This window comes from Herbiconiux sp. A18JL235 (assembly GCF_040939305.1).
Taxonomy (GTDB): Bacteria; Actinomycetota; Actinomycetes; order Actinomycetales; family Microbacteriaceae; genus Herbiconiux.
In genome coordinates this window covers 1,606,832-1,631,514 of sequence record NZ_CP162511.1, presented here as the reverse complement: position 1 = coordinate 1,631,514, position 24,683 = coordinate 1,606,832, and the positions used below count along the sequence as shown (strand labels likewise).

General features: G+C 70.0%; 25 protein-coding genes. 10 read left to right on the top strand and 15 right to left on the bottom strand.

Translation table 11 applies throughout. The features are described from left to right. Window positions 1–88 precede the first annotated feature (88 nt). Window positions 89–1,072: a class II fructose-bisphosphatase gene (gene glpX / locus ABFY20_RS07540; RefSeq protein WP_368499325.1), complete on the bottom strand. Its 984-nt coding sequence runs from the start codon at window positions 1,070–1,072 to the stop codon at window positions 89–91. A 133-nt stretch (window positions 1,073–1,205) separates the two neighbouring features. Further along, the gene (locus ABFY20_RS07535) at window positions 1,206–2,486 is read right to left on the bottom strand and encodes a four-carbon acid sugar kinase family protein (protein ID WP_368499324.1); all 1,281 of its coding nucleotides are present in this window, start codon (window positions 2,484–2,486) and stop codon (window positions 1,206–1,208) included. Window positions 2,487–2,626: 140 nt separating this feature from the next. On the opposite strand from ABFY20_RS07535, the gene fbaA reads away from it, so the two are divergent. Next, the gene (gene fbaA / locus ABFY20_RS07530; protein WP_368499323.1) at window positions 2,627–3,652 is read left to right on the top strand and encodes a class II fructose-bisphosphate aldolase; all 1,026 of its coding nucleotides are present in this window, start codon (window positions 2,627–2,629) and stop codon (window positions 3,650–3,652) included. 88 nt (window positions 3,653–3,740) lie between these two features. Continuing rightward, a complete protein-coding gene (locus ABFY20_RS07525) occupies window positions 3,741–4,331 on the top strand; it encodes a DUF6264 family protein (RefSeq protein ID WP_368499322.1) in 591 nt (196 codons plus the stop codon). Between the two features lie 22 nt (window positions 4,332–4,353). Here the strand turns inward: ABFY20_RS07525 and ABFY20_RS07520 are convergent, their stop codons facing one another. Further along, entirely contained in the window at window positions 4,354–5,388 is a 1,035-nt protein-coding gene (locus ABFY20_RS07520) for a 4-hydroxy-3-methylbut-2-enyl diphosphate reductase (protein ID WP_368499749.1), read from the bottom strand. Between the two features lie 146 nt (window positions 5,389–5,534). Between ABFY20_RS07520 and xseA the strand changes: the two genes are divergently transcribed. The 5 genes from xseA to ABFY20_RS07495 all read left to right on the top strand — a co-directional run bounded on the left by xseA (window position 5,535) and on the right by ABFY20_RS07495 (window position 9,915). After that, entirely contained in the window at window positions 5,535–6,773 is a 1,239-nt protein-coding gene (xseA, locus tag ABFY20_RS07515; RefSeq protein ID WP_368499321.1) for an exodeoxyribonuclease VII large subunit, read from the top strand. 24 nt (window positions 6,774–6,797) lie between these two features. Next, window positions 6,798–7,016, top strand: a complete 219-nt coding sequence (locus ABFY20_RS07510; RefSeq protein WP_368499320.1) for an exodeoxyribonuclease VII small subunit — start codon at window positions 6,798–6,800, stop codon at window positions 7,014–7,016. 8 nt (window positions 7,017–7,024) lie between these two features. Next, on the top strand, window positions 7,025–7,717 hold the full coding sequence (locus tag ABFY20_RS07505) for a DUF4245 domain-containing protein (protein ID WP_368499319.1): 693 nt from the start codon (window positions 7,025–7,027) through the stop codon (window positions 7,715–7,717). Then, complete coding sequence (locus tag ABFY20_RS07500; RefSeq protein ID WP_368499318.1) at window positions 7,714–8,385, top strand: carbonic anhydrase; 672 nt, start codon at window positions 7,714–7,716, stop codon at window positions 8,383–8,385. The genes ABFY20_RS07505 and ABFY20_RS07500 overlap by 4 nt, the downstream gene beginning before the upstream one ends. A gap of 111 nt (window positions 8,386–8,496) precedes the next feature. Further along, a complete protein-coding gene (locus tag ABFY20_RS07495; protein ID WP_368499317.1) occupies window positions 8,497–9,915 on the top strand; it encodes a class II fumarate hydratase in 1,419 nt (472 codons plus the stop codon). A gap of 277 nt (window positions 9,916–10,192) precedes the next feature. Here ABFY20_RS07495 and ABFY20_RS07490 read toward each other — a convergent pair whose 3' ends face one another. The 4 genes from ABFY20_RS07490 to ABFY20_RS07475 all read right to left on the bottom strand — a co-directional run bounded on the left by ABFY20_RS07490 (window position 10,193) and on the right by ABFY20_RS07475 (window position 14,214). Beyond that, window positions 10,193–10,867, bottom strand: coding sequence for a hypothetical protein (locus tag ABFY20_RS07490; RefSeq protein WP_368499316.1), 675 nt, complete (start codon window positions 10,865–10,867; stop codon window positions 10,193–10,195). 99 nt (window positions 10,868–10,966) lie between these two features. Further along, on the bottom strand, window positions 10,967–11,602 hold the full coding sequence (locus ABFY20_RS07485; RefSeq protein ID WP_368499315.1) for a dihydrofolate reductase family protein: 636 nt from the start codon (window positions 11,600–11,602) through the stop codon (window positions 10,967–10,969). Window positions 11,603–11,711: 109 nt separating this feature from the next. Beyond that, entirely contained in the window at window positions 11,712–13,082 is a 1,371-nt protein-coding gene (locus ABFY20_RS07480) for a PhoH family protein (RefSeq protein WP_368499314.1), read from the bottom strand. A 349-nt stretch (window positions 13,083–13,431) separates the two neighbouring features. Next, window positions 13,432–14,214 (bottom strand): isoprenyl transferase, encoded by a 783-nt coding sequence (locus tag ABFY20_RS07475; protein WP_368499313.1) that lies wholly within the window; start codon window positions 14,212–14,214, stop codon window positions 13,432–13,434. A gap of 57 nt (window positions 14,215–14,271) precedes the next feature. Between ABFY20_RS07475 and ABFY20_RS07470 the strand changes: the two genes are divergently transcribed. Further along, complete coding sequence (locus ABFY20_RS07470) at window positions 14,272–15,054, top strand: hemolysin III family protein (RefSeq protein ID WP_368499312.1); 783 nt, start codon at window positions 14,272–14,274, stop codon at window positions 15,052–15,054. Here the strand turns inward: ABFY20_RS07470 and ABFY20_RS07465 are convergent. Together ABFY20_RS07465 and mca are read right to left on the bottom strand one after the other, a co-directional pair. After that, the gene (locus ABFY20_RS07465) at window positions 15,044–15,385 is read right to left on the bottom strand and encodes a hypothetical protein (protein WP_368499311.1); all 342 of its coding nucleotides are present in this window, start codon (window positions 15,383–15,385) and stop codon (window positions 15,044–15,046) included. The genes ABFY20_RS07470 and ABFY20_RS07465 overlap by 11 nt on opposite strands. After that, window positions 15,382–16,293: a mycothiol conjugate amidase Mca gene (gene mca, locus ABFY20_RS07460; protein WP_368499310.1), complete on the bottom strand. Its 912-nt coding sequence runs from the start codon at window positions 16,291–16,293 to the stop codon at window positions 15,382–15,384. The genes ABFY20_RS07465 and mca overlap by 4 nt, the downstream gene beginning before the upstream one ends. Before the next feature lie 139 nt (window positions 16,294–16,432). Here mca and ABFY20_RS07455 point away from each other — a divergent pair, with 139 nt between their 5' ends. Beyond that, window positions 16,433–16,837, top strand: a complete 405-nt coding sequence (locus ABFY20_RS07455) for a DUF4307 domain-containing protein (RefSeq protein WP_368499309.1) — start codon at window positions 16,433–16,435, stop codon at window positions 16,835–16,837. A 61-nt stretch (window positions 16,838–16,898) separates the two neighbouring features. Continuing rightward, window positions 16,899–17,384: a transcription elongation factor GreA gene (gene greA, locus ABFY20_RS07450; RefSeq protein WP_368499308.1), complete on the top strand. Its 486-nt coding sequence runs from the start codon at window positions 16,899–16,901 to the stop codon at window positions 17,382–17,384. 618 nt (window positions 17,385–18,002) lie between these two features. Here the strand turns inward: greA and ilvA are convergent. The 6 genes from ilvA to ABFY20_RS07420 all read right to left on the bottom strand — a co-directional run bounded on the left by ilvA (window position 18,003) and on the right by ABFY20_RS07420 (window position 24,635). After that, on the bottom strand, window positions 18,003–19,268 hold the full coding sequence (ilvA, locus tag ABFY20_RS07445) for a threonine ammonia-lyase (RefSeq protein WP_368499307.1): 1,266 nt from the start codon (window positions 19,266–19,268) through the stop codon (window positions 18,003–18,005). Next, the gene (locus ABFY20_RS07440) at window positions 19,261–20,556 is read right to left on the bottom strand and encodes an AI-2E family transporter (RefSeq protein ID WP_368499306.1); all 1,296 of its coding nucleotides are present in this window, start codon (window positions 20,554–20,556) and stop codon (window positions 19,261–19,263) included. Before ABFY20_RS07440 ends, ilvA begins: the two co-directional genes overlap by 8 nt. Before the next feature lie 53 nt (window positions 20,557–20,609). Then, complete coding sequence (locus ABFY20_RS07435) at window positions 20,610–21,707, bottom strand: ABC transporter ATP-binding protein (protein ID WP_368499305.1); 1,098 nt, start codon at window positions 21,705–21,707, stop codon at window positions 20,610–20,612. Beyond that, window positions 21,704–22,582 carry an ABC transporter permease gene (locus tag ABFY20_RS07430; RefSeq protein ID WP_368499304.1) on the bottom strand — a complete coding sequence of 293 codons (879 nt, stop codon included), beginning with the start codon at window positions 22,580–22,582 and terminating at the stop codon, window positions 21,704–21,706. The genes ABFY20_RS07435 and ABFY20_RS07430 overlap by 4 nt, the downstream gene beginning before the upstream one ends. Beyond that, window positions 22,579–23,421 carry an ABC transporter permease gene (locus ABFY20_RS07425; RefSeq protein ID WP_368499748.1) on the bottom strand — a complete coding sequence of 281 codons (843 nt, stop codon included), beginning with the start codon at window positions 23,419–23,421 and terminating at the stop codon, window positions 22,579–22,581. Before ABFY20_RS07425 ends, ABFY20_RS07430 begins: the two co-directional genes overlap by 4 nt. 74 nt (window positions 23,422–23,495) lie before the next feature. Next, window positions 23,496–24,635, bottom strand: a complete 1,140-nt coding sequence (locus ABFY20_RS07420; protein ID WP_368499303.1) for an ABC transporter substrate-binding protein — start codon at window positions 24,633–24,635, stop codon at window positions 23,496–23,498. Window positions 24,636–24,683 lie beyond the last annotated feature (48 nt).

Genomic DNA, 24,683 nt, shown 5'->3' with positions numbered 1-24,683 from the left:
ACCTGGGCGGCGGCAGGCACCACACGGGGAGACGCCCCTCATGCGGGCTCGGTGGCCCGCCCGCGACCTCACCGGGCCGGAACGGCCGCTAGAGCCACTTCTCCAGCAGGTGGTCGGCCTCGATACGGCGGATGGTGCCCGAGTGCGAGCGCAGCACGATCGACTCGGTGCGGATGATGGGGCCGAGACGCTTCACGCCGGCGACGAGGCCACCGTCGGTCACACCCGTCGCGACGAAGAAGGTGTTGTCGCCCTTCACCAAGTCGTCGGCGGTGAACAGCTTGTCGATGTCGAGCCCGGCGTCGATGCCCTTCTGACGTTCCTCGTCGTCCTTCGGGGCGAGCCGCGTCTGAATGAACCCGCCGAGCGCCTTGATGGCGCACGCCGTGGCGACACCCTCGGGGCTGCCGCCGATCCCCACGCACATGTCGATGCGCGTGCCGTACCGCGCCGCGTTGATGCCACCGGCCACGTCGCCGTCGAGCATGAGCCGGGTTCCGGCCCCGGCGGCACGGATCTCGTCGATCAGCTGCGCGTGCCGCGGCCGGTCGAGCACGGCCACGCGGATGTCGCCGACATCCTTGCCCTTCGCCTTCGCCAGCGCCCTGATGTTGTCGCCGATGGGCCGGTCGATGTCGATCACCCCGATGCCGTCGGCGTCGGTGACGATCTTGTTCATGTAGAACACCGACGATGCGTCGAGCATGGTGCCACGGTCGGAGACCGCGAGCATGGAGATCGCGTTCTGACGCCCCGCCGCGGTGAGCGAGGTGCCGTCGATGGGGTCGACGGCGATGTCGCAGGAGGGCCCGCGGCCCGTTCCGACGTGCTCGCCGTTGAAGAGCATCGGCGCTTCGTCTTTCTCCCCCTCGCCGATGACGATCACACCGTCGAAGTCGACGGTGCCGAGGAACGCGCGCATCGCGTCGACTGCCGCCCCGTCGGCGGCGTTCTTGTCGCCCTTGCCGATGAACGGCTGCGCGCGGATGGCGGCGGCTTCGGTCGCGCGCACCAGCTCCATCGCCAGGTTGCGGTCGGGGTGGGCATAGAGGGGTGCGGAGTCCGCGGTCATCGCTGTCCTTCCAGAACAAGATCAGATCAGCGCGTGATCGCGCCGTGACGTACGCCGGGAGGCGGCGAGCCGCCGTGCCGTGCCGTCTCAAGCCTACCGGGAGGGCTCCACCCCTACCGGGAGGGCTCCACCCCTACCGAGAGGGATCCACCCCGAGGGCGTCGAGCACGCGCACCAAGGTGCGGTCGTCGCCCACGTTCCCCGGCACCACGACGTACAGCAACGACCGTCCGTCGACCGCAGTGAGCCGCCACACCGACACCCCGGGCAGCACCTGCCCGAGCACCGTCGCCGACCCGGCGCCGAGACCCACGCGGGCCACCTCGGCCGAGGTGATGCCGCCCTTCGACACCACCACACCGACCTCGGGCAGCAGCGCGCGCACCGCGGTGGTGAGCGCCTCCATCACCCGCTCCCCGTGCCCGAGTGTGTTGTGCGACGTCGATCGCACCCGCTCGGTCGTCACGACCGCCATCGACCGGGATGCGAGCCCCGAGCGCGCGGCGTCGGCCGCCCGCCGCCCCTCCGCGGCCGCCGCGACGAGCGCGCGGTCGGTGTCGATCACCGAGAACCCGCCCCACAGCCGCGCCACCTCGGCCAGTTGGGCCGTCGCCCCCGCCGTGTGCGACCCGCACACGAGCAGCGTCGCGACCGGCTCCGAGACGAGCGGCACAGGGAGCAGCCCGACGCTCTCCACGCCCGCCAGCGCCGCGGCAAGCGGCGACGCGCTCCGCACGACCACGGCGCGACCACCCCGGCGGGCCTGGCCGACGGCCCGCGCGATCGACCGGATGTCGTCGTTCGTCTCCGCATCCGGAACCACCACCGACCCCGCAGGGGCAGAAGACAGCAGCGCCGCGAGTGCACCAGGCTCCGACCGCACACGCGCGAGCGGGAACGGCACAGCCGCCCGCGACGACTTCGCCGCCACGTAGTCGACGAGGCGTGCCGTCTCGAACGGGAACACCGGGTCGTCGGCGAACTCGGTCTCGTCGGCCGGGAGCGTCTCCCCGTTCACCGAGACGTAGTGCACCCCGTCGACGGTGGTGCGCCCGCCGTCGGGGAACGCGGGAACGAAGACGAGCACCGCATCCGCATCCGCCTCGAGGAACACCTCGCTCTCGGCGAAGACGTGCCCGCGCAACGTCGAGTCGCCGCGCAGCACGAACTGCACCTCCTCGCGGAGGGCCTCGCCGGCGAGGAGGCTCTGCTCGCGGATGCGCGTCACGAGCGAGACCGCGGCCGGCTCGTCGACCGCCCTCGAGTTGGTGAGGAGGTACACGCTGTCGTGCTGCTCGAGAACCTCGACCAGGAGTGCCGAGTCGAGCGGGTCTGCCGAGGTCGCGAACAGCACAGGGACGTTCGAGGCCGACTGCGTTCCGGTGGGGTCGTCGTCGAGGATGACGGTCTTCATGGCGCGGCCTCCTGGCAGAAGGGTCGGAGCTTCCAGGCTAGAGCCCCGGCGGCACCTCGGCGGCCGGGCGCGCATCGCTAGACTCGGAACCGAACGGCACCGGCCGGCGCGACGCTTCCGCGCCCACCAAAGGAGATGACATGCCCATTGCAACCCCCGATGAGTACGCAGAGATGCTCGACAAGGCGAAGGCAGGCGGCTTCGCCTACCCCGCCGTCAACGTCTCCTCGTCGCAGACCCTGAACGCGGTGCTGCAGGGCCTGGCCGAAGCCGGTTCCGACGGCATCATCCAGGTCACCACCGGAGGTGCCGACTACTTCGCCGGGCACACCGTGAAGGCTCGCGCCACCGGCGCCCTCGCCTTCGCCGCCTTCGCCCACGAGGTCGCCAAGAACTACTCGGTCAAGGTCGCTCTGCACACCGACCACTGCCCCGAGCCCGCCCTCGCCGACTTCGTGATGCCCCTCATCGCCGCCTCGGAGGAGGAGGTCAAGGCCGGCCGCAACCCGATCTTCCAGTCGCACATGTGGGACGGCTCGGCCATCCCGCTCGACGACAACCTCCGCATCGCCGAAGACATGCTGAAGCGCACCAAGGCCATCAACGCCATCCTCGAGGTCGAGATCGGCGTCGTCGGCGGCGAGGAAGACGGCGTCAGCCACGACATCAACGAGCACCTCTACACCACGCTCGACGACGCCATCAAGACGGTCGAGGCCCTCGGGCTCGGCGAGAACGGCCGCTACATGGCCGCCCTCACCTTCGGCAACGTGCACGGCGTCTACAAGCCCGGCAACGTGAAGCTTCGCCCCGAGCTGCTGAAGGAGATCCAGGACGGCCTCGCGGCCAAGTACGGCCACGGCCCGAAGCCGCTCGACCTCGTCTTCCACGGCGGCTCGGGATCGACCGACGCCGAGATCGCGGAGGCCGTCGCGAACGGCGTCGTGAAGATGAACATCGACACCGACACCCAGTACGCCTTCACCCGCTCCATCGCCGGCAGCATGTTCACCGGCTACGAGGGCGTGCTGAAGATCGACGGCGAGGTCGGCAACAAGAAGCAGTACGACCCCCGCGCCTGGGGCAAGGTCGCCGAGACCGCCATGGCCGCCCGTGTGGTCGAGGCCACGCAGCAGCTCGGCTCGGCCGGCCACTCCTCGAAGTGAGAGAACGGATGCTGCGCCGGGTCTGGTCGGCGCAGCATCCGTCTCCCCTGTCAGAACAACGATCGATCAGAAGGATGCGTCACCCCGCGTGAGCGACGAACGACCGAAGCCGAAGTACGGAGAGCTCGCACCCGAAGGCTGGGTGTGGCAGCCGCCTCAGGAGCGGCAGCCCGAGAGCGCTCCGCCGGCTCCCCCGGCCGCGCCCGTCGGCGCGCCCGTCGGCCCGAACCCGTCGCAGCCGCAGCAGCCGCAGCAGTGGGCGGCGCCGGCACCGGGAACCGAGGTTCCCGGATCGGCCCCCGTGCCCCGTCGCAACGGCGACCGCATCGCCACGCTCGTGCTGCTCGTGATCGGCGCGTTCTGGAGCGTCAACACGGCGTTCGGCATGTTCAGCCTGCCGGCGGCGCTGCAGCAAGCCATGGACATTCTCGGCATCCCGGGCACCTACACCGCCTACGACACCGCCAACTCGGCGGGCGTCACCGGAGGCGTGCTCACCCTGCTCACCTTCGCCCTCACCGTGCTGTACTCGCTGCGGCGCCTGCGAGCGAACAAGCTGGCGTTCTTCATCCCGCTGATCGGCGCCGTCGTGGCGTTCGTCATCAGCCTTGTCGTGTACACGATCGCCATGACCGCCGACCCCGCGCTCATGGACGGGCTGCTGCGCACGGCGCCGTAGCTCGCACCCAGCCGCGGGCGGCTCAGGCGCGGTGACGGCCGCCGAGGGCGCGCGAGTCGCGCTTGCCCGAGGTGTCGCGACGCAGTTCTTTGGGGAGCGAGAACACGAGGTCTTCCTCCGCCGTCTGCACGGTCTCGATCTCGCCGTAGCCCGCACCCGCGAGGTCGTCGAGCAGCTCCTGCACGAGCACCTCGGGCACGGAGGCGCCGGAGGTGACGCCGACGGTCTCGACGCCGTCGAGCCACTCCTGCTTGACCTCGTGCGCGTAGTCGACGCGGTAGGCAGCCTTGGCGCCGTACTCGAGAGCGACCTCGACGAGACGCACCGAGTTCGACGAATTCGCCGAGCCGACGACGATCACGAGGTCGGCTCCCTGCGCCACCTTCTTGATCGCGACCTGGCGGTTCTGCGTGGCATAGCAGATGTCGTCGGAGGGCGGGTCTTGCAGGTTCGGGAACTTCTGGCGCAGCCGGCGCACCGTCTCCATGGTCTCGTCGACCGAGAGAGTGGTCTGCGACAGCCACACCACCTTGTCGGGGTCTTTCACCTCGATGTCGTCCACAGCATCCGGGCTGTTGACCAGGGTGATGTGCTCAGGCGCCTCGCCTGCAGTGCCCTCCACCTCTTCGTGGCCCTCGTGGCCGATGAGGAGGATCTCGAAGTCGTCGCGGGCGAAGCGCACGGCCTCGCGGTGCACCTTGGTGACGAGCGGGCAGGTGGCATCGATGGCCTGGAGGCCGCGATCGGCGGCACCCTGCACCACCGCCGGCGAAACGCCGTGGGCCGAGAAGACGACGTGGGCGCCCTCGGGCACTTCGTCGACCTCGTCGACGAAGATGGCGCCACGCTTCTCGAGCGTGGAGACCACGTGCACGTTGTGAACGATCTGCTTGCGCACGTAGACCGGGGCGCCGTAGTTCTCGAGTGCCTTCTCCACAGCCACCACCGCGCGGTCGACTCCTGCACAGTACCCCCGGGGGGCGGCGAGGAGCACACGCTTCTGACCGGCCACAGGGTTATCCTTGAGCCGGTTGCGCGCGCCGGGGATTCTCGGCATGGGCAGGCTGATGGTCGTCGCAGTGCTCACCCTGGAAGTCTACGTCGGCCTGACTGTGCGGCGGCCGATCATGCAACGCCGGTTCCGCCGTCGTCGCCTGTCCCCGCCGACCACTCCCCTGCCGACCCCCCTGAAGGAGATTCACCGTGAGCGAGACGCCCGCCTTCGTCTCGGGCCCGCCCACGCTCGAGAACCCGTGGCCCGTGGGCGAGCTCGCGCAGAAGGTGCGCGCCTACATCGACCGGCTCGGCACCGCGTGGGTGGAGGGAGAAATCACCCAGTGGGGCGTGTCGGGAGGCAACGTCTACGGCAAGCTGAAAGACCTCACGGGCGACGCCACCATCGGCTTCACGGTGTGGTCGTCGGTGCGGGCGAAGATCCCCGCCGACCTCAAGCAGGGCGACCACGTCATCGCGCTCATCAAGCCGAACTACTGGGTGCGCGGCGGCACGCTCACCATGCAGGTCTTCGACATGCGCCACGTGGGCCTCGGCGATCTGCTCGAGCGCCTCGAGAAGCTCAGGGCACAGCTCGCCGCGGAGGGACTGTTCGCGCCCGAGCGCAAGCGCCCCCTCCCCTTCCTCCCCAGCGGCGTCGGACTCATCACCGGCAAAGACAGCGACGCCGAGAAAGACGTGCTGCGCAACGCCCAGCTGCGCTGGCCCTCGGTGCGCTTCGAGGTCGTGCACACGGCCGTGCAGGGCGACCGCACGGCGCGCGAGGTGGCCAGGGCCATCGCCCGGCTCGACGCCGACCCCGCCGTCGACGTCATCATCGTTGCCCGCGGCGGCGGCGACTTCCAGAACCTCCTCGGGTTCAGCGACGAGGCGGTGGTGCGGGCCGCGGCGGCCGCGACCACTCCCATCGTCAGCGCCATCGGCCACGAGGCCGACACCCCGCTGCTTGACCTGGTCGCCGATCTGCGCGCCTCGACCCCCACCGACGCCGCCAAGCGGGTCGTTCCCGACGTCGGCGAAGAGCTGAGCCGGGTCGACCAGGCCAGGTCGCGCATCCGGAGCCGGATCGCTCACCTCGTGTCGGTGCAGGTCGACCGGGTGGAGCAGATCCGGTCCAGGCCGGCGCTCGCCAACCCGCGGTGGATCGTCGACTCCCGCTCAGAAGACCTCACCCGCTTCGTCGCTCGCGGCGACGAGCTCGTCACCCGCGTCATCGAGCGCGAGAGTGACCGGGTGCGCGAGCTGGCAGGGCACCTGCGGGCGCTCTCGCCCCAGCGCACGCTCGACCGCGGCTACGCCATCGTGCAAGACGGCGGCGGTCACATCGTGCGACAAGCGGATGCGGCGCCCGCGGGCGCCTCCCTCACCGTCACCGTGGCCGAGGGAGCCTTCGACGCCGTGTCGTCGGGCGCTCGCAGCGACCGGTGACCTCGAAACGTTAGGATTGTATACATGCCCACCACGCCCGCGTCCGACGTGCAGACGCTGAGCTATGAAGAGGCTCGCGACGAGCTCATCCGGGTGGTAGGAGAGCTCGAGCAGGGTTCCTCGACCCTCGAGCAGTCGCTCGCCCTCTGGGAGCGCGGCGAAGCGCTCGCCACGCGCTGCGAGGAGTGGCTGCTCGGCGCCAGGGAGCGGCTGGACGCCGCCCGCAAGTCGGCCGGCGAGTAGGCGGCGAAATGGCGAAGAACACCGAGCGGCGCGTCGTCGCCGAACTGGGCCGGCCGGAGACTCCCGAGGAGGAGGCAGCCCGCAAGGCCGAGCAGTCGCGGCTCTACCGCGACCGCAAGACGCTGCGCAACCTGCTCTACGCCCTCCTGGTCTCCGTGGGGCTGGTCGCCGCCATCGTCTTCCTCGTGCCGCGCTCCGAGGAGTCACTGCTGCAGCCCGTCGACTTCGCCCAGGTCGCCGCCAGTGCCCAGAACGCCGTGCCGGTGCCCCTCGCGGTGCCCGAGCTGCCCGAGGGCTGGACGTCGAACGCCGCAGAACTGCGCACGGCCACGGCCGACGACGTGGTGTCGTGGTACATCGGGCTCATCACTCCTAGCGACGAGTACGTCGGGCTCACCCAGGCTCTGAACGCCAACCCCAGCTGGGTGTCGGAGCAGGTGGGCCGTGGGCTCGCGACCGGCACCGTCGACATCGACGGAGTCTCCTGGACCGTCTACGACAACCGCGCCACCGCTGCCGGCGGCACCGACCTCGGCAATGTGGAGTACGCGCTCACCGCGGAGTCGGGCCCCACCACCTACATCGTCTTCGGCACCGCCGACGACGCCGAGATCGCCGAGGTCGCGGCGTCGATCACCGGCAACCTGCGCGATCAGCCCGCCACGGCACCCGCCGACGACACCACGGAGGACAACGGATGACCCCGCCCGACAGCGATTTCGCGACCGACCCGGAGCCCACCACCCCGGCCCGCGTGTGGGCGACGATGCAGCGCGGAAACGCACGATTCGTCGGCGGCACCCCGAAGCATCCGCGGCAAGACGTGGAGACCCGGTCGACGCTCACCGCCTCCCAGACGCCCCGCGCCGCCCTGTTCGGCTGCAGCGACTCGCGCCTCGCTGCCGAGATCATCTTCGACCTCGGCCTCGGCGACCTGTTCGTGGTGCGGAACGCCGGCCAGGTCGTCTCCGATTCGGCGCTCGGCAGCCTGGAGTACGCGGTCGAGGTGCTCGGCGTCTCGCTCATCGTGGTGCTCGGCCACGACTCCTGCGGTGCGGTGCGTGCCGCCATCGACTCGCAGCTGCCCGGCGCCGCTCCCCTGCCCGGTCACATCCGCGGGCTCGTCGAGCAGATCGTGCCGGCCATCTCCCAGCTCTCCCCCGAGCGCGACGCCGAGGGCGCCCTCGTCAGCGAACCGGATGCGGGGGCCGTCGGCAAGGCGCACCTGCGGGCGACCGTGGGCAAGCTGCTGGAATCGTCGGAGATCATCAGCGCCGCCGTCGCCGAGGGTCGTCTCGGCATCGTGGGCGCGAACTACCGCCTGGCGGAAGGCCGCGCCGTGTCCCACGTCTCCATCGGCGACCTCTGATCTCGTCGAGCCGAGGCTCGCGCTCTCTTTTCCGAACATCCGCACTCTTCCGAACAGCCACAACACACCAGCTGCCACCCGCGGCAGCGACGAGGAAAGGACGACCACACAGTGGTGGACAACGCTCCCAGCACCGAATTCCGCATCGAGCACGACACGATGGGCGAGGTGAGGGTTCCGGCCTCGGCGCTCTACGGCGCGCAGACGCAGCGGGCCGTCGAGAACTTCCCCGTCTCGGGTGACGGCCTCGAGCCCGCTCAGATCGCCGCCCTCGCCCGCATCAAGAAGGCAGCGGCCATCGCCAACGCCCGTCTCGGCGTGCTCGACCAGGGAATCGCCGACGCGATCGCCGCCGCTGCCGACCGCGTGGTCACCGGCGAGTTCGACGGCACCGACTTCCCGATCGACGTGTACCAGACCGGGTCGGGCACCTCGTCGAACATGAACATGAACGAGGTGCTGTCCTCCCTCGCGTCGGCCTCGCTCGGCTCGAAGGTGCACCCGAACGACCACGTGAACGCCTCGCAGTCGTCGAACGATGTCTTCCCCACCTCGGTGCACGTCGCTGTGACGGGCGCACTCATCCACGACCTCATCCCCTCGCTCGAGCACCTCGCCGAGGCACTCGAGGCGAAGTCGACGCTCTGGGCCACCGTCGTGAAGTCGGGCCGCACCCACCTCATGGACGCCACGCCCGTCACCCTCGGCCAGGAGTTCGGCGGTTACGCCGCGCAGATCCGCCTCGGCATCGAACGCGTGAAGTCGGCGCTGCCGCGCGTCGCCGAGGTGCCGCTCGGCGGCACCGCCGTCGGCACCGGCATCAACACGCCCGCCGGTTTCCCGCAGCTCGTCATCTCGCTGCTCGCCGAGGAGACCGGGCTCCCCATCACCGAGGCACGCGACCACTTCGAGGCGCAGGGTGCGCGCGACTCGCTGGTCGAGGCATCCGGCGCCCTTCGCGTGCTCGCGGTGTCGCTGACCAAGATCTGCAACGACCTGCGCTGGATGGGCTCGGGCCCGAACACGGGAATCGGCGAGCTGCACATCCCCGACCTGCAGCCCGGGTCGTCGATCATGCCCGGCAAGGTCAACCCCGTCATCCCCGAAGCGGTGCTCATGGTGGCGTCGCGGGTGATCGGCAACGACGCGTCGATCGCGTGGTCGGGCGCGTCGGGGGCGTTCGAGCTGAACGTGGCGATCCCGGTGATGGGCACGGCACTGCTCGAGTCGATCCGCCTGCTGGCGAACTCGGCGGTGCTGCTTGCCGACAAGACCGTCGACGGCCTCGAGGTGAACGTGGAGCGTGCTCGCGCCCTCGCCGAGTCGTCGCCGTCGATCGTCACGCCGCTCAACCGCATCATCGGGTACGAGGCGGCGGCGAAGATCGCCAAGCACTCGGTGGCGCGCGGCATCACGGTGCGCGAGGCCGTCATCGACCTCGGCTTCGTCGAGCGCGGCGAGGTCACCCTCGAGCAGCTCGACACCGCCCTCGACGTGCTCTCGATGACGCGGCCGCCGGCCGCGAAGTAGCGCGCGGCGGCGCCGCAGCCGCGCGCTGCTCGCGCGGCGGCGCCGCTGGCACCTCTCGCGCCTCCTCCGAACGACGGAGTCTCAGCCCTTCACCGGGTCGAGACTCCGTCGTTCGGTGTTTCGGGCCCGAAGCTCCGTCCTTCGCCGTGTCCCACCTCCGCCCCCTCCGAAGCGGATGGAGATCGAGCCCGGCACGCCATGGAGGCTCCATCCGCCCGCACGCACATCCGAACTCCATAGCGCTCGGCAGAGGAGGGAGCTCGGGAGCGGGACGCGGCTAGCGTGCGAAAGGGAGGAGCACGCCGAACCAGAAGCCGGCGAGGAGGGCGGGGCCGAACGGGATGCGCACGGTCACGCGCTCGGGACCGGTCGCCCGCCGTGCGCCCACACCCGCACCCGCCCCGGCGCCGCCGCGCCCGCGCGCGAGGGCCGCGTGCACGACGGCCACGCGCTCGGGACCGGTCGCCCGCCGTGCGCCGACACCCGCGCCCGCCCGGGCGCCGCTACGCGCGCCCGCGAGGGCCGCGAGAACGAGGGCGCAGGAGGCGGCCGCCGCGGCGGCGAGGCGCACGGGGTCGAGGGTGCCGGTGAGGGCGGATGCGCCCGCCATCCAGCCGAGCAGCTTGACGTCGCCGAGCCCGAGCCAGCCGGCGCGCCACCCCAGCGCCGTCACGGCGAGCACCCCGACGAGGCTCACCCCGGCGAGGCCGTCGCCGACGACGACCACCACCGTGATGGTGACGACGAGTCCCGGCATCGTCAGCGCGTTCGGCAGCCGCAGCGCCTGCGCGTCGGCCCACGCCAGCGGCAGCGTCACCAAGCCGAGGTGCAGCAACGGCAGCAGCGACACCGTCCCCACCCCCGACGGCGCCAGCGGCGCCAGCGCCAGCGTCACCGCGCCGAAGTGCAGCAACGGCAGCAGCGCGAGCACGCAGGGCCATGCATCGTCCATGCGGGAACGGTAGGTCGCTGCCGAAACCCACCGCGCATCCGTCGGCACATCTGTGGACGGCGAACCCCGCATCCGGGACGTGCAGGAGTCGCCTGAGGGTCAGACCCCGCGGTCGTCGGCGCTCATGTCGCCCGTCGCCACCGCAGGCCCCGGCCTGTACCGGAGCAGCAGCGAGCCGCGCACCCCGACGAGCGGCGGCTCGAGCAGCGTCAGCCCGAGCGCCGGGCCGTCGTCGGGGAACAGTCGTTTGCCCCGGCCCAGCACGATCGGGTAGACCCACAGGTTGAGCACGTCGAACAGGCCCCCGCGCACCAGCGAGCGCGAGAAGTCGATGCTGCCGATGACGTGAACCGACGCGTGTCGCTCGCGCAACTCCGCGATCTCCTCCGCGAGCGAGGGCCCGAGCAGATGCGAGTCGCGCCACGGCAGCGACGGTGCGCCCCGCGAGGCCACGTACTTCGGAATCGAGTCGAACTTCCGGCCGATCTCACCGTCGGGCCCGTCGACGTGCTGCGGCCAGTAAGCCGCGAAGATGTCGTAGGTCGTGCGGCCGAGCAGCAGCGCATCCATCGACCGGATGCCCGCGATGACCTGCTCCCCCATGCTCTCGTCGAGCAACGGCGCCTGCCAGCCGCCATAGGCGAACCCGCCGCTCGGGTCTTCGTCGGGCCCGCCCGGTGCCTGAGACACCCCGTCGAGCGTCGTGAACAGGTCGATGACGATCCTGCCGGTCATGTCGTCCTCCCCGTCGAGGTCGAGTCCCGCCCGTCTCGCAGCCGGGGACAGAAAGCTCAGGGATGCGGCGCCGCCCCACGCAGGAACGCGAGGCGGCGCCGCACCAGAGTCACGCCAGCTCGTTCGACTCCAGCATCTCGGTGACGAGCGCGGCGATCGCCGACCGCTCCGAGCGCGTCAGCGTGATGTGGCCGAAGAGCGAGTGGCCCTTCAGCGTCTCGATCACCGAGGCGACACCGTCGTGCCGGCCCACCCGCAGGTTGTCGCGCTGCGCCACGTCGTGGGTGAGCACCACCCGCGAGTTCTGGCCGATGCGCGAGAGCACGGTGAGCAGCACGTTGCGCTCCAGCGACTGCGCCTCGTCGACGATCACGAACGCGTCGTGCAGCGAGCGGCCGCGGATGTGGGTGAGGGGCAGCACCTCCAGCATCCCGCGGTCGATCACCTCGTCGAGCACGTTCTGCGACACCAGCGAGCCGAGCGTGTCGAACACGGCCTGCGCCCACGGGTTCATCTTCTCGGCGGCGTCGCCCGGCAGGAAGCCGAGCTCCTGCCCGCCCACCGCGTAGAGCGGACGGAACACCATGATCTTCTTGTGCTGCTGCTTCTCGAGCACGGCTTCGAGTCCGGCGCAGAGGGCGAGCGCCGACTTCCCCGTCCCGGCTCGACCTCCCAACGAGACGATGCCGACCTCGGGGTCGAGCAGCATGTCGATCGCCACGCGCTGTTCGGCCGAACGGCCGTGCAGCCCGAACACATCGCGATCGCCGCGCACCAGCTGGAACGAGCCGCGACCGGTCACCCGGCCGAGCGCCGACCCGCGGTCGGAGTGGATGACGAGCCCGGTGTTGATGGGCAGCTCGGCCACGAGGGGCGACTCGAGCGACTCGTCTTCCCACAGCTTCGCCATCTGGTCGGCGCCGAGGGTGATGTCGGCCAACCCCGTCCATCCGGAATCCGGGGCGAGCTCGGCGCGGTACTCCTCCGCGGCGAGGCCGATCGAGGCGGCCTTGACGCGCAGCGGCAGGTCTTTCGACACCACGGTGACGTTGAGCCCGTCGTTCGAGAGGTTCTGCGCCACCGCGAGGATGCGCGTGTCGTTGTCGTTCAGCTGCAGACCCGACGGCAGCACCGACATGTTGGAGTGATTCAGCTCGACACGGAGGCTTCCCCCCTCCGTGCCCACCGAGATCGGGAAGTCGAGACGCTCGTGCTGGATGCGCAGTTCGTCGAGGTTGCGCAGCGCCTGGCGGGCGAAGTACCCGATCTCCGGGTCGTTGCGCTTCGACTCCAGCTCGCTGATCACGACGACCGGCAGCACGACCGAGTGTTCGGCGAAACGGAAGATCGCCTTCGGATCAGACAGAAGAACCGAGGTGTCCAGTACGTAGGTCACCTCGGCCGTGTGCGTCGAGCTCGTCGTGCGGGTGGTGGGTGATGCATCCTTTCCGGTGTTCGTCCTGCTGGGCTTCTGAGTCATGGGCTCGGCCACATCCACTCCAACCCCGGGCGCCAGGCGCTCGGATCAGTAGGCGATCGGGCCACGGTCAGGTCGGTCGAAACGTACTTGTGTGGCCGTCTCGATCAGGCGCCATGCCTGATGAGATGAACCTACGTCCGATTCCGGATGCGCGGGTTACGACACGCATCACAGTTGATTAACGCTGTGTTACACGGTTGTAATTCGGGCAGAGCCGCACCACGGAGGCGACGCGACGGGCCCTTGTCGACGACCCAGGGTGAGCGCGTCGCCGCGGAGCCCGACCGCAGGCCGGGCTCCGCGACGGCACGCGAACATGTCGCCCGCGCCGCAGCAGCGGCGGCGCGGCCTAAGAACCGAACCTCCGCTGCCGCCGCGAGTAGTCGCGGAGGGCGCGGAGGAAGTCGACCTCGCGGATGTCGGGGCCGAGCGCCTCCATGAAGTAGAACTCGCTGTGGGCGCTCTGCCAGAGCATGAAGTCGCTGAGCCGCTGCTCGCCGGAGGTGCGGATGACGAGGTCGGGGTCGGGCTGACCGCCCGTGTACAGGTGGTCGGCGATGAGCTCCTGGTCGATGTCGGCCTCGAGCTCGTCGAAACCGTGGCCGAGGGCGCGGTGCTTCTGGATGATGCTGCGCACCGCATCCGCGATCTCCGACCGCCCGCCGTACCCGACGGCGAGATTGACGTGGAGGCCGGTGCGCCCCGCGGTGCGCGCCTCCGCCCCGTCGAGGGCGGCGATGAGCGGCTCGGGGAGGCCCGCGTTCGAGCCGACGTGCTTCACCCGCCAGTCGCGGTAGCGCGAGATGTCGTCGGCGAGATCGGCGATGATCTCGATGAGCTCGGTGAGCTCCTCGCCGTCGCGGTTGGAGAGGTTGTCGGTGGAGAGCAGGTAGAGCGTCACGACGTCGATACCGAGGTCGTCGCACCACACCAGGAACTCGCGGATCTTCGCCGCCCCCGCCCGGTGCCCGTGTGCCGCGGTGCCGAGCAGCCGTTGCTTCGCCCAGCGCCGGTTGCCGTCGAGGATCATCGCCACGTGCTTCGGCAGCACCTGCCCGTCGAGGTGCTGACGGATGCGCCTCTGGTAGAGACGGTAGAGGAGGCCTTTCCCGGCTGGCTGGCGTTTCGGCACACGCATACGTTACCCGCTTTCAGCGGCCGTGCATGGGAGCGGGGTTAGTCTGAAGCCATGGCTGCACCCGACACTCCCGACACGCGCCAAAGCTCTGTTCCGCCCGCCCCGGGCGCGACGGCGGAGACGGAGCGGGACGGGGGCCCGGAGCTGCCGAAGATCCCGCTGCTGGAGGATGCGCTCGACCACCCACCGGTCGAGGTCAAGCCCACCTGGCGCGGCTGGATCCACGCCGGCATGTTCCCCTTCACCATCGCCGCCGGCATCGTGCTCATCTGCCTCGCCGACGGCGCGACGGCGAAATGGGCGAGCGCCGTCTTCATGCTCACCTCGATGATGCTCTTCGGCAACTCGGCGCTCTATCACCGCATCAACTGGAAGCCGAAGACGAAGCTGCTCCTGAAGCGGATCGATCACTCGAACATCTTCCTGCTCATCGCGGGCACCTACACGCCGATCGCTCTGCTGGCGCTGCCGCCCGAGAAGGGCGTGCTACTTCTCAGCATCGTCTGGGCGGGGGCGCTGCTCGGAATCGGCTTCCGGGTGTTCTGGATCGGCGCGCCGCGCTGGCTCTACGTCATCCTCTACCTGGCGCTCGGCTGGGCGGCTGTGATGTACCTCGTCGACATCCTGAACGCCAACGCCGCGTCGATGATCCTCGTCGTCGTCGGAGGTGTCGCCTACACGGTCGGCGCCCTCGCCTACGCCCTGAAGCGGCCGAACTTCTTCCCGGGGCGGTTCGGGTTCCACGAGGTGTTCCACACCTTCACGGTGATCGCCTTCCTCTGCCACTGGACGGCCATCCTGCTGCTCGCGATCGACCCGCCGTTCAACGGCTGACGCCGGGCGCGTCTGCTTCGCCGTCACCGGTGGCGGGGGCCGCACCCGGTGCTCCTTCGCCACCGTCAGCATCCGCCGCGCTCTTCGCGGCCAGCTCCGCCTCGAGCTCCTCGCGCACCTGGGCACGGTAGTTCACCCGGCGCACCCGCCGCACCATGTCGATGACGAGCAGCAGCGTCACCGCTGCCACACCGAAGGTGGCGATGAAGCCGATGATGCCGGGGGTGACCGAGTCGGGATCAGGCGTCTTCGTGTCGGCCACGAACGCCGCGACGGTCGAGAAGGCCGAGGTGAGCGTGGTCGCGACCGCGGTCAGGGCGATGGCGCTCATGCGCGCACCGCGTCGTTGCCGGGCTGTTCATCGACCGGCGTGCCCACCGCATCCGTATCGACCACACCGTCGAAGAGATCGCTCTCGTCGTCGACCGCGGGAATGCGCGACTTCGCGAGCTGGAAGTCTTCGTACGGCCACGCCCGCTTCGACAGGTCGTCAGGCCAGAAGAAGAAGGGGTGGTCGGGTGCCACCTGGCTGGCGTGGGCGCGCAGGGCGGCGTCTCTGGCGTCGAAGAAGTCGACGGCGGGCACGCGCACGGTCGCCACGTAGGGCCACTCCTCGGTGCGCCGCTCCCGCATCTCGGTGAGCTGCTTGAGGAACGGATGCTCGGGCGCCTCCACGCTGAGCAGATCGAACACGGCCTGGAAGCGCCTGGGGTTCATGATCTGGTCGTAGTAGAGCTTCGACACGGCCCACGGCTCGCCGAGCTCGGGGTAGGCGTCGGGGTCGGCAGCCGCCTCGTAGGCCCGGGCGGAGACCTCGTGGCAGCGGATGTGGTCGGCGTGCGGGTAGCCGCCGTTCTCGTCGTAGGTGACGAGAACCTGCGGCTTGAACTCGCGAATGAGTCTCACGAGCGGCGCCGCCGAGATCTCGACCGGGATGACGCTGAACGCATTGGTGGGGACGACGTCGTCGGAGCCGGGCTCCTGGTAGCCCGAGTCGGCGTAGCCGAGCCAACGGTGCTCGAAACCCACAACGGCCTGGGCGGCCGCCATCTCGACCCGTCGGAGGCCCGCCATGTCGCGCTCGGCCCAGGCGCGCGGCTCGAGCTTCTCGTTGAGCACGGAGCCGCGTTCACCCCCGGTGCAGCTCACCACCATCACCTCGACACCGCGGTCGAGGTAGTAGGCATAGGTGGCCGCGCCCTTCGACGACTCGTCGTCGGGGTGGGCGTGAACGGCCATGAGGCGCAGCGTCAGCGGTCTCAACTCCTCGTTGTTGCGATTAGCCTTGTTGTGAAGGGCGTCTCCAGCTTAATCGCCCGCGCCTGACGTTCAGCCCCATCCGCCGCATCCACCTCGCCGACCGACCCGGGAGACCCTCGTGAGCACAGACGACGATCTGCTCGCCTCGCGTTACGGCCGCACACCCGGCCGACGGATGCGCGGCCGCCTCATCGCGGGCATCGCCGGGGCCGCGGTTGCCGTCGTCATCGCCGCCTGGGTGGTGTGGGCGGGGCTCGACGGCACCAACTCCACCATCGGCACGCAAGACACCGCGCACCGGGTGATCGACGACCGCAGCGTCGAGGTGTCGTTCGACGTCACCATCCCGGTCGGTGACACCGCGAGCTGTGTAGTGCAGGCGCTCAGCGAGAAGTTCGCGGTGGTGGGGTGGAAGGTCATCGACATCCCCGCCTCCGATCGCGCGACGCAGTCGTTCAGCGAGCTGGTGCGCACGAGCGAACTGGCCACGACGGGTTTGATTTACGACTGCTGGCTCACATAGGCTTTCCTGATCGTCCGGGCCGGTTCGGCCTGGGCGCACGTGTGTTCGAGGGAGAAGTCCGATGTCCGATGGCACCGTCACCTGGCTCACCCAGGAGGCCTACGACCGCCTCGCGAACGAGCTCGAAGAGCTGAGCGGCCCGGCCCGCACCGAGATCGCCAAGCGCATCGAGCAGGCGCGCGAAGAGGGCGACCTCAAGGAGAACGGCGGCTACCACGCCGCGAAGGACGAGCAGGGCAAGATCGAGGCGCGCATCCGTCAGCTCACCCAGCTGCTGCGCACCGCCGAGGTCGGCGAGACGCCCGAGAGTCACGGCGTCGTGGAGCCCGGAGTCGTCGTGACGGCGCTGGTCGCGGGCGGCGAGGAGAAGTTCCTCCTCGGCAGCCGCGAGATCGCCGGCAACACCGACCTCGACGTCTACAGCGAGCAGAGCCCGCTCGGCACCGCCATCCTCGGCCTCAAGATCGGCGAGAAGACCACCTACCAGGCCCCCAACGGCCGCGACATCACCGTCGAGATCACCGACGTCGCCACCTTCACCGGCTGAGTCCCGGGCTGGCGCGCGTCGACGCGTCATAACCCCGTGAGGGCGGCGCTTGGTGCGGTTCGTTACGGACGCTTTGCGCCTAATCAGTCAGGAAATGGCGACGCACGGGCGCTTAACGAAGGCAGACGACACCGTCGCCGGGCAGCCTCGTGCACGAGCTGAAGCTGAATTCATATTTCAGAAGAACTGCGTCGGTGTCCGTCATCGGAACCCCGTCGCGCCGATCGAAGAACCATGCTGTAAGTCCGTTCGCGGTCTGTTCCGAGACAGCATAGAAGTCCAAGAACCCGCCGGGACCCCAAGGTCCCCATCCGGGCCCGCCCGTTCCATTGCCGAGAGGGCCGGCTTGGCAGCCTCCGTATGGTGATTCAGTGCACGCGGGCGGCTCAGTCATCTCTGCATGGGCTGCGGTGGGAAAAGCGACGGCAGCAAGCGCGGCTAGAGTGACGGCGGCCATTGCAGTCTTTGTGATACGGAACATGCGAAGAGAATAGTGATCTCCGGTCGAGATTCGACGCGAGTAATTCTTACTCAGTCGAAGGCCGAGCGTCCCGCGCATCGACCGGTCACGCATCGCCCCTGAGTGCGGGGTTCGGGGCGGTTCGGCGCGGCTGCCGCTTACTGCTCGACGCGGAGTTCGAAGCCGGCGTCGCGGAGTTTGGCGACGACCTGGTCGCGGTGCTCGGGGCCGCGGGTCTCGATGTGCAGCTCGAGCTCGACCTGGCTGATCTGCAGGCCCTTGCCGTGCCGGGTGTGCAGCACCTCCACCACGTTCGCGTTGGCCTCGGCCACGAGCTCGGCGGTGCGGGCCAGCTGGCCCGGGCGGTCGGGGAGCATGATGCGCAGCTTCAGGTAGCGGTCTGACGCGGCGAGGCCGTGGCTGATGACGCGCTGCATGAGCAGCGGGTCGATGTTGCCCCCCGAGAGCACGACGACCGCGGTTCCGGCGTCGACGATCTTGCCCGAGAGCATCGCCGCGACGCCCACCGCACCGGCCGGCTCGACGACCTGCTTGGCGCGCTCGAGCAGCAGCAGCAGAGCGCGGGCGGTGTCGGCCTCCGACACCGTGACGACCTCGTCGACGAGCTCGGTGATGATGTCGAAGTTGAGCAGCCCCGGCTTCGACACCTGGATGCCGTCCGCGATGGTGGGCGTGGTGGTGATCTCCACCGGCGCCCCGGCGGCGAGGGAGGGCGGGTAGGCCGCCGCATTGGCGGCCTGCACACCGATGACCCGCACGGTGCGCCCGGTCTGGGCGGCCCGCTGCTTCACAGCGCTCGCGATGCCCGAGATGAGTCCGCCGCCCCCGATGGGAACCACGATGGTGTCGGCATCCGGAACCTGGTCGAGGATCTCGAGCCCGAGGGTCGCCTGCCCCGTCACGACGTCGATGTGGTCGAACGGCGGGATGACCACGGCACCCGTCGCCGCGGCGAACTCCGCCGCCGCCCGCAGCGCCTCCTCCACCGAGTGACCGCGCAGGATGACGTCGGCGCCGTAGTTGCGCGTGGCCTGCAGCTTCGGCAGCGGCACACCGATCGGCATGAAGATCGTCGCCTTGATGCCGAGCTCGCGCGCCGCGAACGCCACTCCCTGCGCGTGGTTGCCCGCCGAGGCGGCGACGACGCCGCGCGCCTTCTCGTCGTCGCTGAGACTCGAGATGCGGTTGTAGGCGCCGCGGATCTTGTACGACCCGGTGCGCTGCAGGTTCTCGCACTTCATGAACACCGGCGAGCCGATGATCTCGGCGAGGAAGCGCGAGCTCTCCATCGGCGTGACCTGCGCCACCCGACCCACACGCTCGCGCGCCGCCTCGATGTCGGCGAGCAGCGGCGCCGCGGAGACGGCGGTCTGGACGCGGGGCGAGAAGTCGGTGTCAGTCATGCGGAGAGGGTTCTTTCTGCGGGGGTTCGAGGAGAGCAGGAGGGACGGATGCGCGCCACGCTCCCCCGGCCACGTAGGCGATCATGACGTTGAGGGTCGCGACCAGCGGCACGGCGAAGAAGGCTCCGGCGATGCCGGCGACCATCGACCCGCCGGCGACGGCGAGCACCACGGCGAGCGGATGCACCTTCACGGCGGTGCCCATGACGAAGGGCTGCAGCACGTGGCCCTCGAGCTGCTGCACCAGCAGCACGATGCCGAGCATGATGAGCGCGATCACCCAGCCGTTGTAGACGAGCGCGATGAACACCGCGACGGCTCCGGTGACGACCGCTCCGATGATGGGGATGAACGAGCCGAGGAACACCAGCACGCCGATCGGGATGGCGAGCGGCACGCCCAGGATGGCGGCTCCGACGGCGATGCCCACCGCGTCGACCGACGCGACGAGGATCTGCACCTTCACGAAGTTCTGAAGCGTGCGCCACCCGGTGCGGCCAGCCCCGTCGGTGGCCGCGCGGGCCTTCCGCGGGAAGAGCTTGACGATCCACGACCAGATGCGCTCCCCGTCGATGAGGATGAACAGGGTCGAGAACAGCACGAGCAGCACCCCGGCGAGCACGTGGCCGATGCTCGAGCCCACCGCGGCGGCACCTGAGAGCAGGGTCTGGCTGTCTTGCTGGATCGACTGCCAGATCTGCGCGACGTAGGAGTTGAAGTCGTCTTCGGAGACCTGCAGCGGCGACTGCGCGAGGAAGGCTTTGAGGTCGTTGTAGGAGGCGACCGTCTGGTTCTTGAGGTCGTCGAAGCCCGACGACACCTGGGTCGCGACCAGGAAGACGAGCCCCGCGACGACGACGAGGGTACTCAGCTCGGCGACCGTGACCGCGAGCCACTTCGGCCAGCGGTGACGCACCAGGAAGTTCTTGAAGGGCACCAGGAGCGCCGAGAGCACGATCGCCACCATGAGCGGGATGACCAGGAACCGCAGCTGCACGATGAGGAAGCCGAACACCGCCAGGGCACCGAGGAGCACCAGGATGCGCCACGACCAGGCGCCCGCGATCTGCATGCCCATCGGCACCGCGTCGAGGGCGGTGCGCGAGGGGGGTTCGGCGGGAACGCTCGTGCGCGTGACCCGCGCGGCGGGTTCGGCACGCGGTGCCGGCCGAGACGCGACAGACTCGGAGCGCGGCGCGGCCCCGGCGGAGCGCGATACGGGCGCCTCGGGGCGCGGCGAGAACAGGCGCTTCAGCAGGCCACGGCGCGGTCGACCGGTCTCGGACATGAGCCAATTGTAAGAGCGCTCGTATGCGCCCGCCCGCATGTGCGCCGAATGAGTCAGACGGCGCGACGCTCGACCGCGACCGGGGCCCCCGCGAAGGTGAGCACGAGGCGATCGTCGACGGCGGGCGCGAAGCCCGCGGCGTGCTGCACCGAGACCACGGTGCCGTCGTCGAGGGCCACCGAGGTGCGGCGGTACGAGCCGAGGAAGCTCGTCGCGACGACCTCGACCGGCAGCCCCTCGCCCGACACCGACAGCCCGAGGTCTTCGGGCCGCACGAAGGCGACGACGTCGCCGTCGGGGGTCGTCTCGTCGATGAGCGGCAGCCGCACGCCATCGAGGTCGACCGCACCTCCCGAGACGACACCGGCGAGCCGGTTGGTCTGCCCCACGAACTCGGCGACGAACGGGGTCGCCGCCCGCCCGTAGAGCACCTCGGGCGCGCCGATCTGTTCGATGCGCCCCGCCCGCATCACGGCCACCCTGTCGGCGACCGCGAGGGCCTCCTCCTGATCGTGGGTGACGAACACGGTCGTGATGCCGAACTCGCGCTGGATGCGGCGGATCTCATCGCGCAACTGCACCCGCACCCGGGCGTCAAGGGCCGACAGCGGCTCGTCGAGCAGCAGCACCCGCGGCTCGGTCACGAGCGCCCTGGCGAGCGCGACCCGCTGCTGCTGCCCCCCAGAGAGCTCGTGGGCGTAGCGCGAGCCCATGCTGCCGAGCCCCACCATCTCGAGCGCCGCCGCAGCCCGTTCGCGACGTTCCTTCGGGGCGACCTTGCGCATCCGGAGACCGAACTCGACGTTCGACTGCGCCGTCAGGTGCGGGAAGAGCGAGTACGACTGGAACACCATGCCGATGTCGCGCCGGCGGGCCGGCACGCCCGAGACGTCGCGCCCGTCGACGAGCACCTCCCCCGCGGTGGCGGTCTCGAGCCCCGCGAGCACACGGAGCGCCGTCGTCTTGCCGCAGCCGCTCGGGCCGAGCAGCGCCACGAACTCGCCGGGCTCGATGACGAGGTCGATGCCGTCGAGGCCGCGGTGCCCGCCCGGGAACTCCTTCTCGATGCCGCGCAGCTCCACCCGCGAACCGGTGGTGGCGGAGGACGGCGCGGCGGCCGAGGTGTCGGGGCGGTCGATCGAGATCGTCATGCTCGTGCTTTCTGTGGAGCGTTCTGGCGAATGGTGGGGATGCGGTCGCGGCGTCTCGCAGACGAATCACGCCGCGACGACGGGCCGCGGGCGCCGATGAAGCCGATGGCGAGCAGCAGCACGAAGGCGAACACGAGGGCCAGCACCGCGAAGATGATCGAGACGAACGGATCCGCCTTGCTCACGATGACGAGGGCGGTCTGCAGGTTCACCCGGTTGAGCAGCGCGGCGATGGTGTATTCGCCGAGCACCACCGCCACCGAGATGAACGAGGCGGCGAGCAGCCCCCGCCTGATGTTCGGCACCACGACCCGCAGCAGGATGGTGGGCCACCCGGCTCCGAGCGTGCGCGCGGCCTCGCTGAGGGTGACCACGTCGATCGCCTGCAGGTTGGTCTGGATGGCACGGTAGGCGTAGGGCAGCACGATGACGCCGTAGGCGAAGGCGAGCGGCCACACCCCTGAGCCGACGATGCGGGCCACCACCGAGTACACCGGCGCGAGCCCCACCACGAGCACGATCGCGGGAATCGTGATCGGGACGAGGCACACGAACTCCAGCACCCGCTGCAGCTGCGGGAAACGGATGCGCACCAGCACCATCGTGGGCACGAGCAGCACCAGCATGATGGCCACCGTGACGACGGCGAGCAGCAGCGAGTTCGTGCTCCCGGTGAGGATCGGCTTGTACTCCCCCGTCAACCCCGTGCTGAACACGGCGCTCCAACGGCTGAGGTCGTAACCGCCCTCGAGGCCGCGGCGCATCGTGAACTCGAGCATTGCGACGATGGGGACGAGGAAGAGGCCGCCGATCACCGCGACGATCACCCAGCGGGTGACACGGCCCGGCCCCGGGTGCACCGACCCGGCGCTCACCGCTGCCACCTGGCCGCGCGCCGCATGAGCAGCGAATAGAGGGCCATGACGAGCACCATCACGACGATCATGCCGAGGGCGAGCGCGCCGGCGAGATTCTCCCGCCCGAGCACGGTCTCACTGGTGAGCGCGCCGCGGATCTGCAGCGGCACGATCTGCGACCCCTGACTGGTGAGGGCGGCAGCCGTCGCGAACGAGGAGAAGGCGTTGGCGAATAGCAGCAGCAGGCAACCCACGAAGGAGGGCAGCAGCACCGGACCGCCGATGTGCCGCCAGTACCCCGCCCCGCTGCCCCCCAGCATCGCGTTGGCCTCGGCCCACTGCGGCTTCAGCCCCTCGAGGGCCGGCAGGAAGGTGATGATCATGAGCGGCACCTGGAAGTAGATGTAGGGCAGGATGAGCCCGGGCGCCTCATAGAGCCAGACACCGTTCGCGAAGATGTCGATGCCGACCGTGTCGCGCAGGAAGATCGTGATCATGCCCTGGATGCCGATGGTCGCCACGAAGGCGAAGGCGAGCATCACGCCGCCGAACTGGGCGAGCACTCCGCTCGCCGCATCCACCACCCGTCGGAGGATGCCGGTCGGCTTCGCACCGATGAGCGGGTAGCAGAAGAGGGCGCCGAGCACCGCTCCGACGGCTGCGGTGAGCGCGGAGAGCCAGAGCGAATTGCCGAAGGTGCTGAGGATGACCGGGTCGCCGAGGGCGGCGACGTTGTCGAGGGTGAACGCGCCGTCGCCGTCGACGAACCCGGTGACCAGGGCGATCACGGTGGGCAGCGCGAGGAAGAGCACGATGTAGGCGGTGAAGGGCACGAGCCCGAGAACGCTGCCGTTCAGGAGCGTGCGGGGCCGCGCCCGGGAGCCCCGGGCAGGCGCGGTGGCCTGCCCGGGGCTCAGGGCGACGGTGTCGGTCACTGGACGGCGGCCGCCCACTTCGCGCCGAGCAGCTCGGCCGCGGCGGCGGCCTGGTCGGCGTCGGGCACGACGGTCTCGCCGTCGATGACGGGAAGCGCCTTGTAGAGCGCGTCGTCGATGGTGCCGGCCTCCGCCATCGCCTCGGCGCGCACCGGGCGGGCGCCGCCGGCCAGCCAGAGGTTCTGCGCCTCGTCGCTGTAGAGGAACTCCTGCCAGAGGCGGGCGGCGGCCGGGTGCGGCGCGTCGACGTTCACGGCCTGGTTGTAGTAGCCGGCGTAGCCGGTGCCGGGCAGCACCGTGACCTCCCAGTTGCGCTGGCCCTCGAGGTCGGCGCCGTACCCCACGTTGAGGTAGTCCCAGTCGAGCACCACGGGGGTCTCACCCGAGGCGATCGTGGCGGGGGTCGGGTCGATCTTCAGGAAGTTGCCCGCCTTGTTGAGCTCGGAGAAGAAGTCGATACCGGGTTGGAAGTCGTCGACCGATCCGCCGTTCTGCACGGCGGCCATGCCCACCGCGGCGAACGCGGCGCCGGCCTGGGTGGGGTCGCCGTTGATGGCGACCTTGCCCTTGTAGGCGTCGCCCAGCAGATCCTTCAGGCTCGTGGGCTCCGGCACGGCGTCGGGGTCGTAGCCGATGGCCATGTAGCCGCCGTAGTCGCCGACCCAGAGGCCCGACTGCTCCTTCAGCGCATCCGGGATGTCGCCCCAGGTCGCCACCTGGTAGGGCGCGAACTGGTCGGTGTTGGCGAGGGCGACCGCAGCGCCCACGTCGAAGACGTCGGGGGCGGTGTCCTGGCCGGCAAGGCTCTGCGCCGCCTGGATCTCCTCGGCGCTCGACGCGTCGGGCGTCGCCTCGTTGATGGTGATCTCGGGGTACTTCTCGGCGAAGGCGTCGAGCACGGCGCCGTAGTTCGCCCAGTCGCGCGGGAGCGCGATGACGTTGAGGGCGCCCTCGGCCTTGGCGGCCTCCTCGAGACCGGCGAGGCCGCCGAAGGCGTCGAGGTTCGTGGCGGTGGCGGCGTCGACGCCGGAGGCGCCGGTCGAGGATGCGGTGGCGTCTGACGAGCATCCGCCGAGTGCGAGGGCAAGGGCTGCGGCGACGGCGGTACCGGTGATCGCGAGGCGCTTGGTGTGCAAAGGAGTTCCTCCATCGTGCGGCCCGTGGCCGCCCGCGCTGTGTGCGGG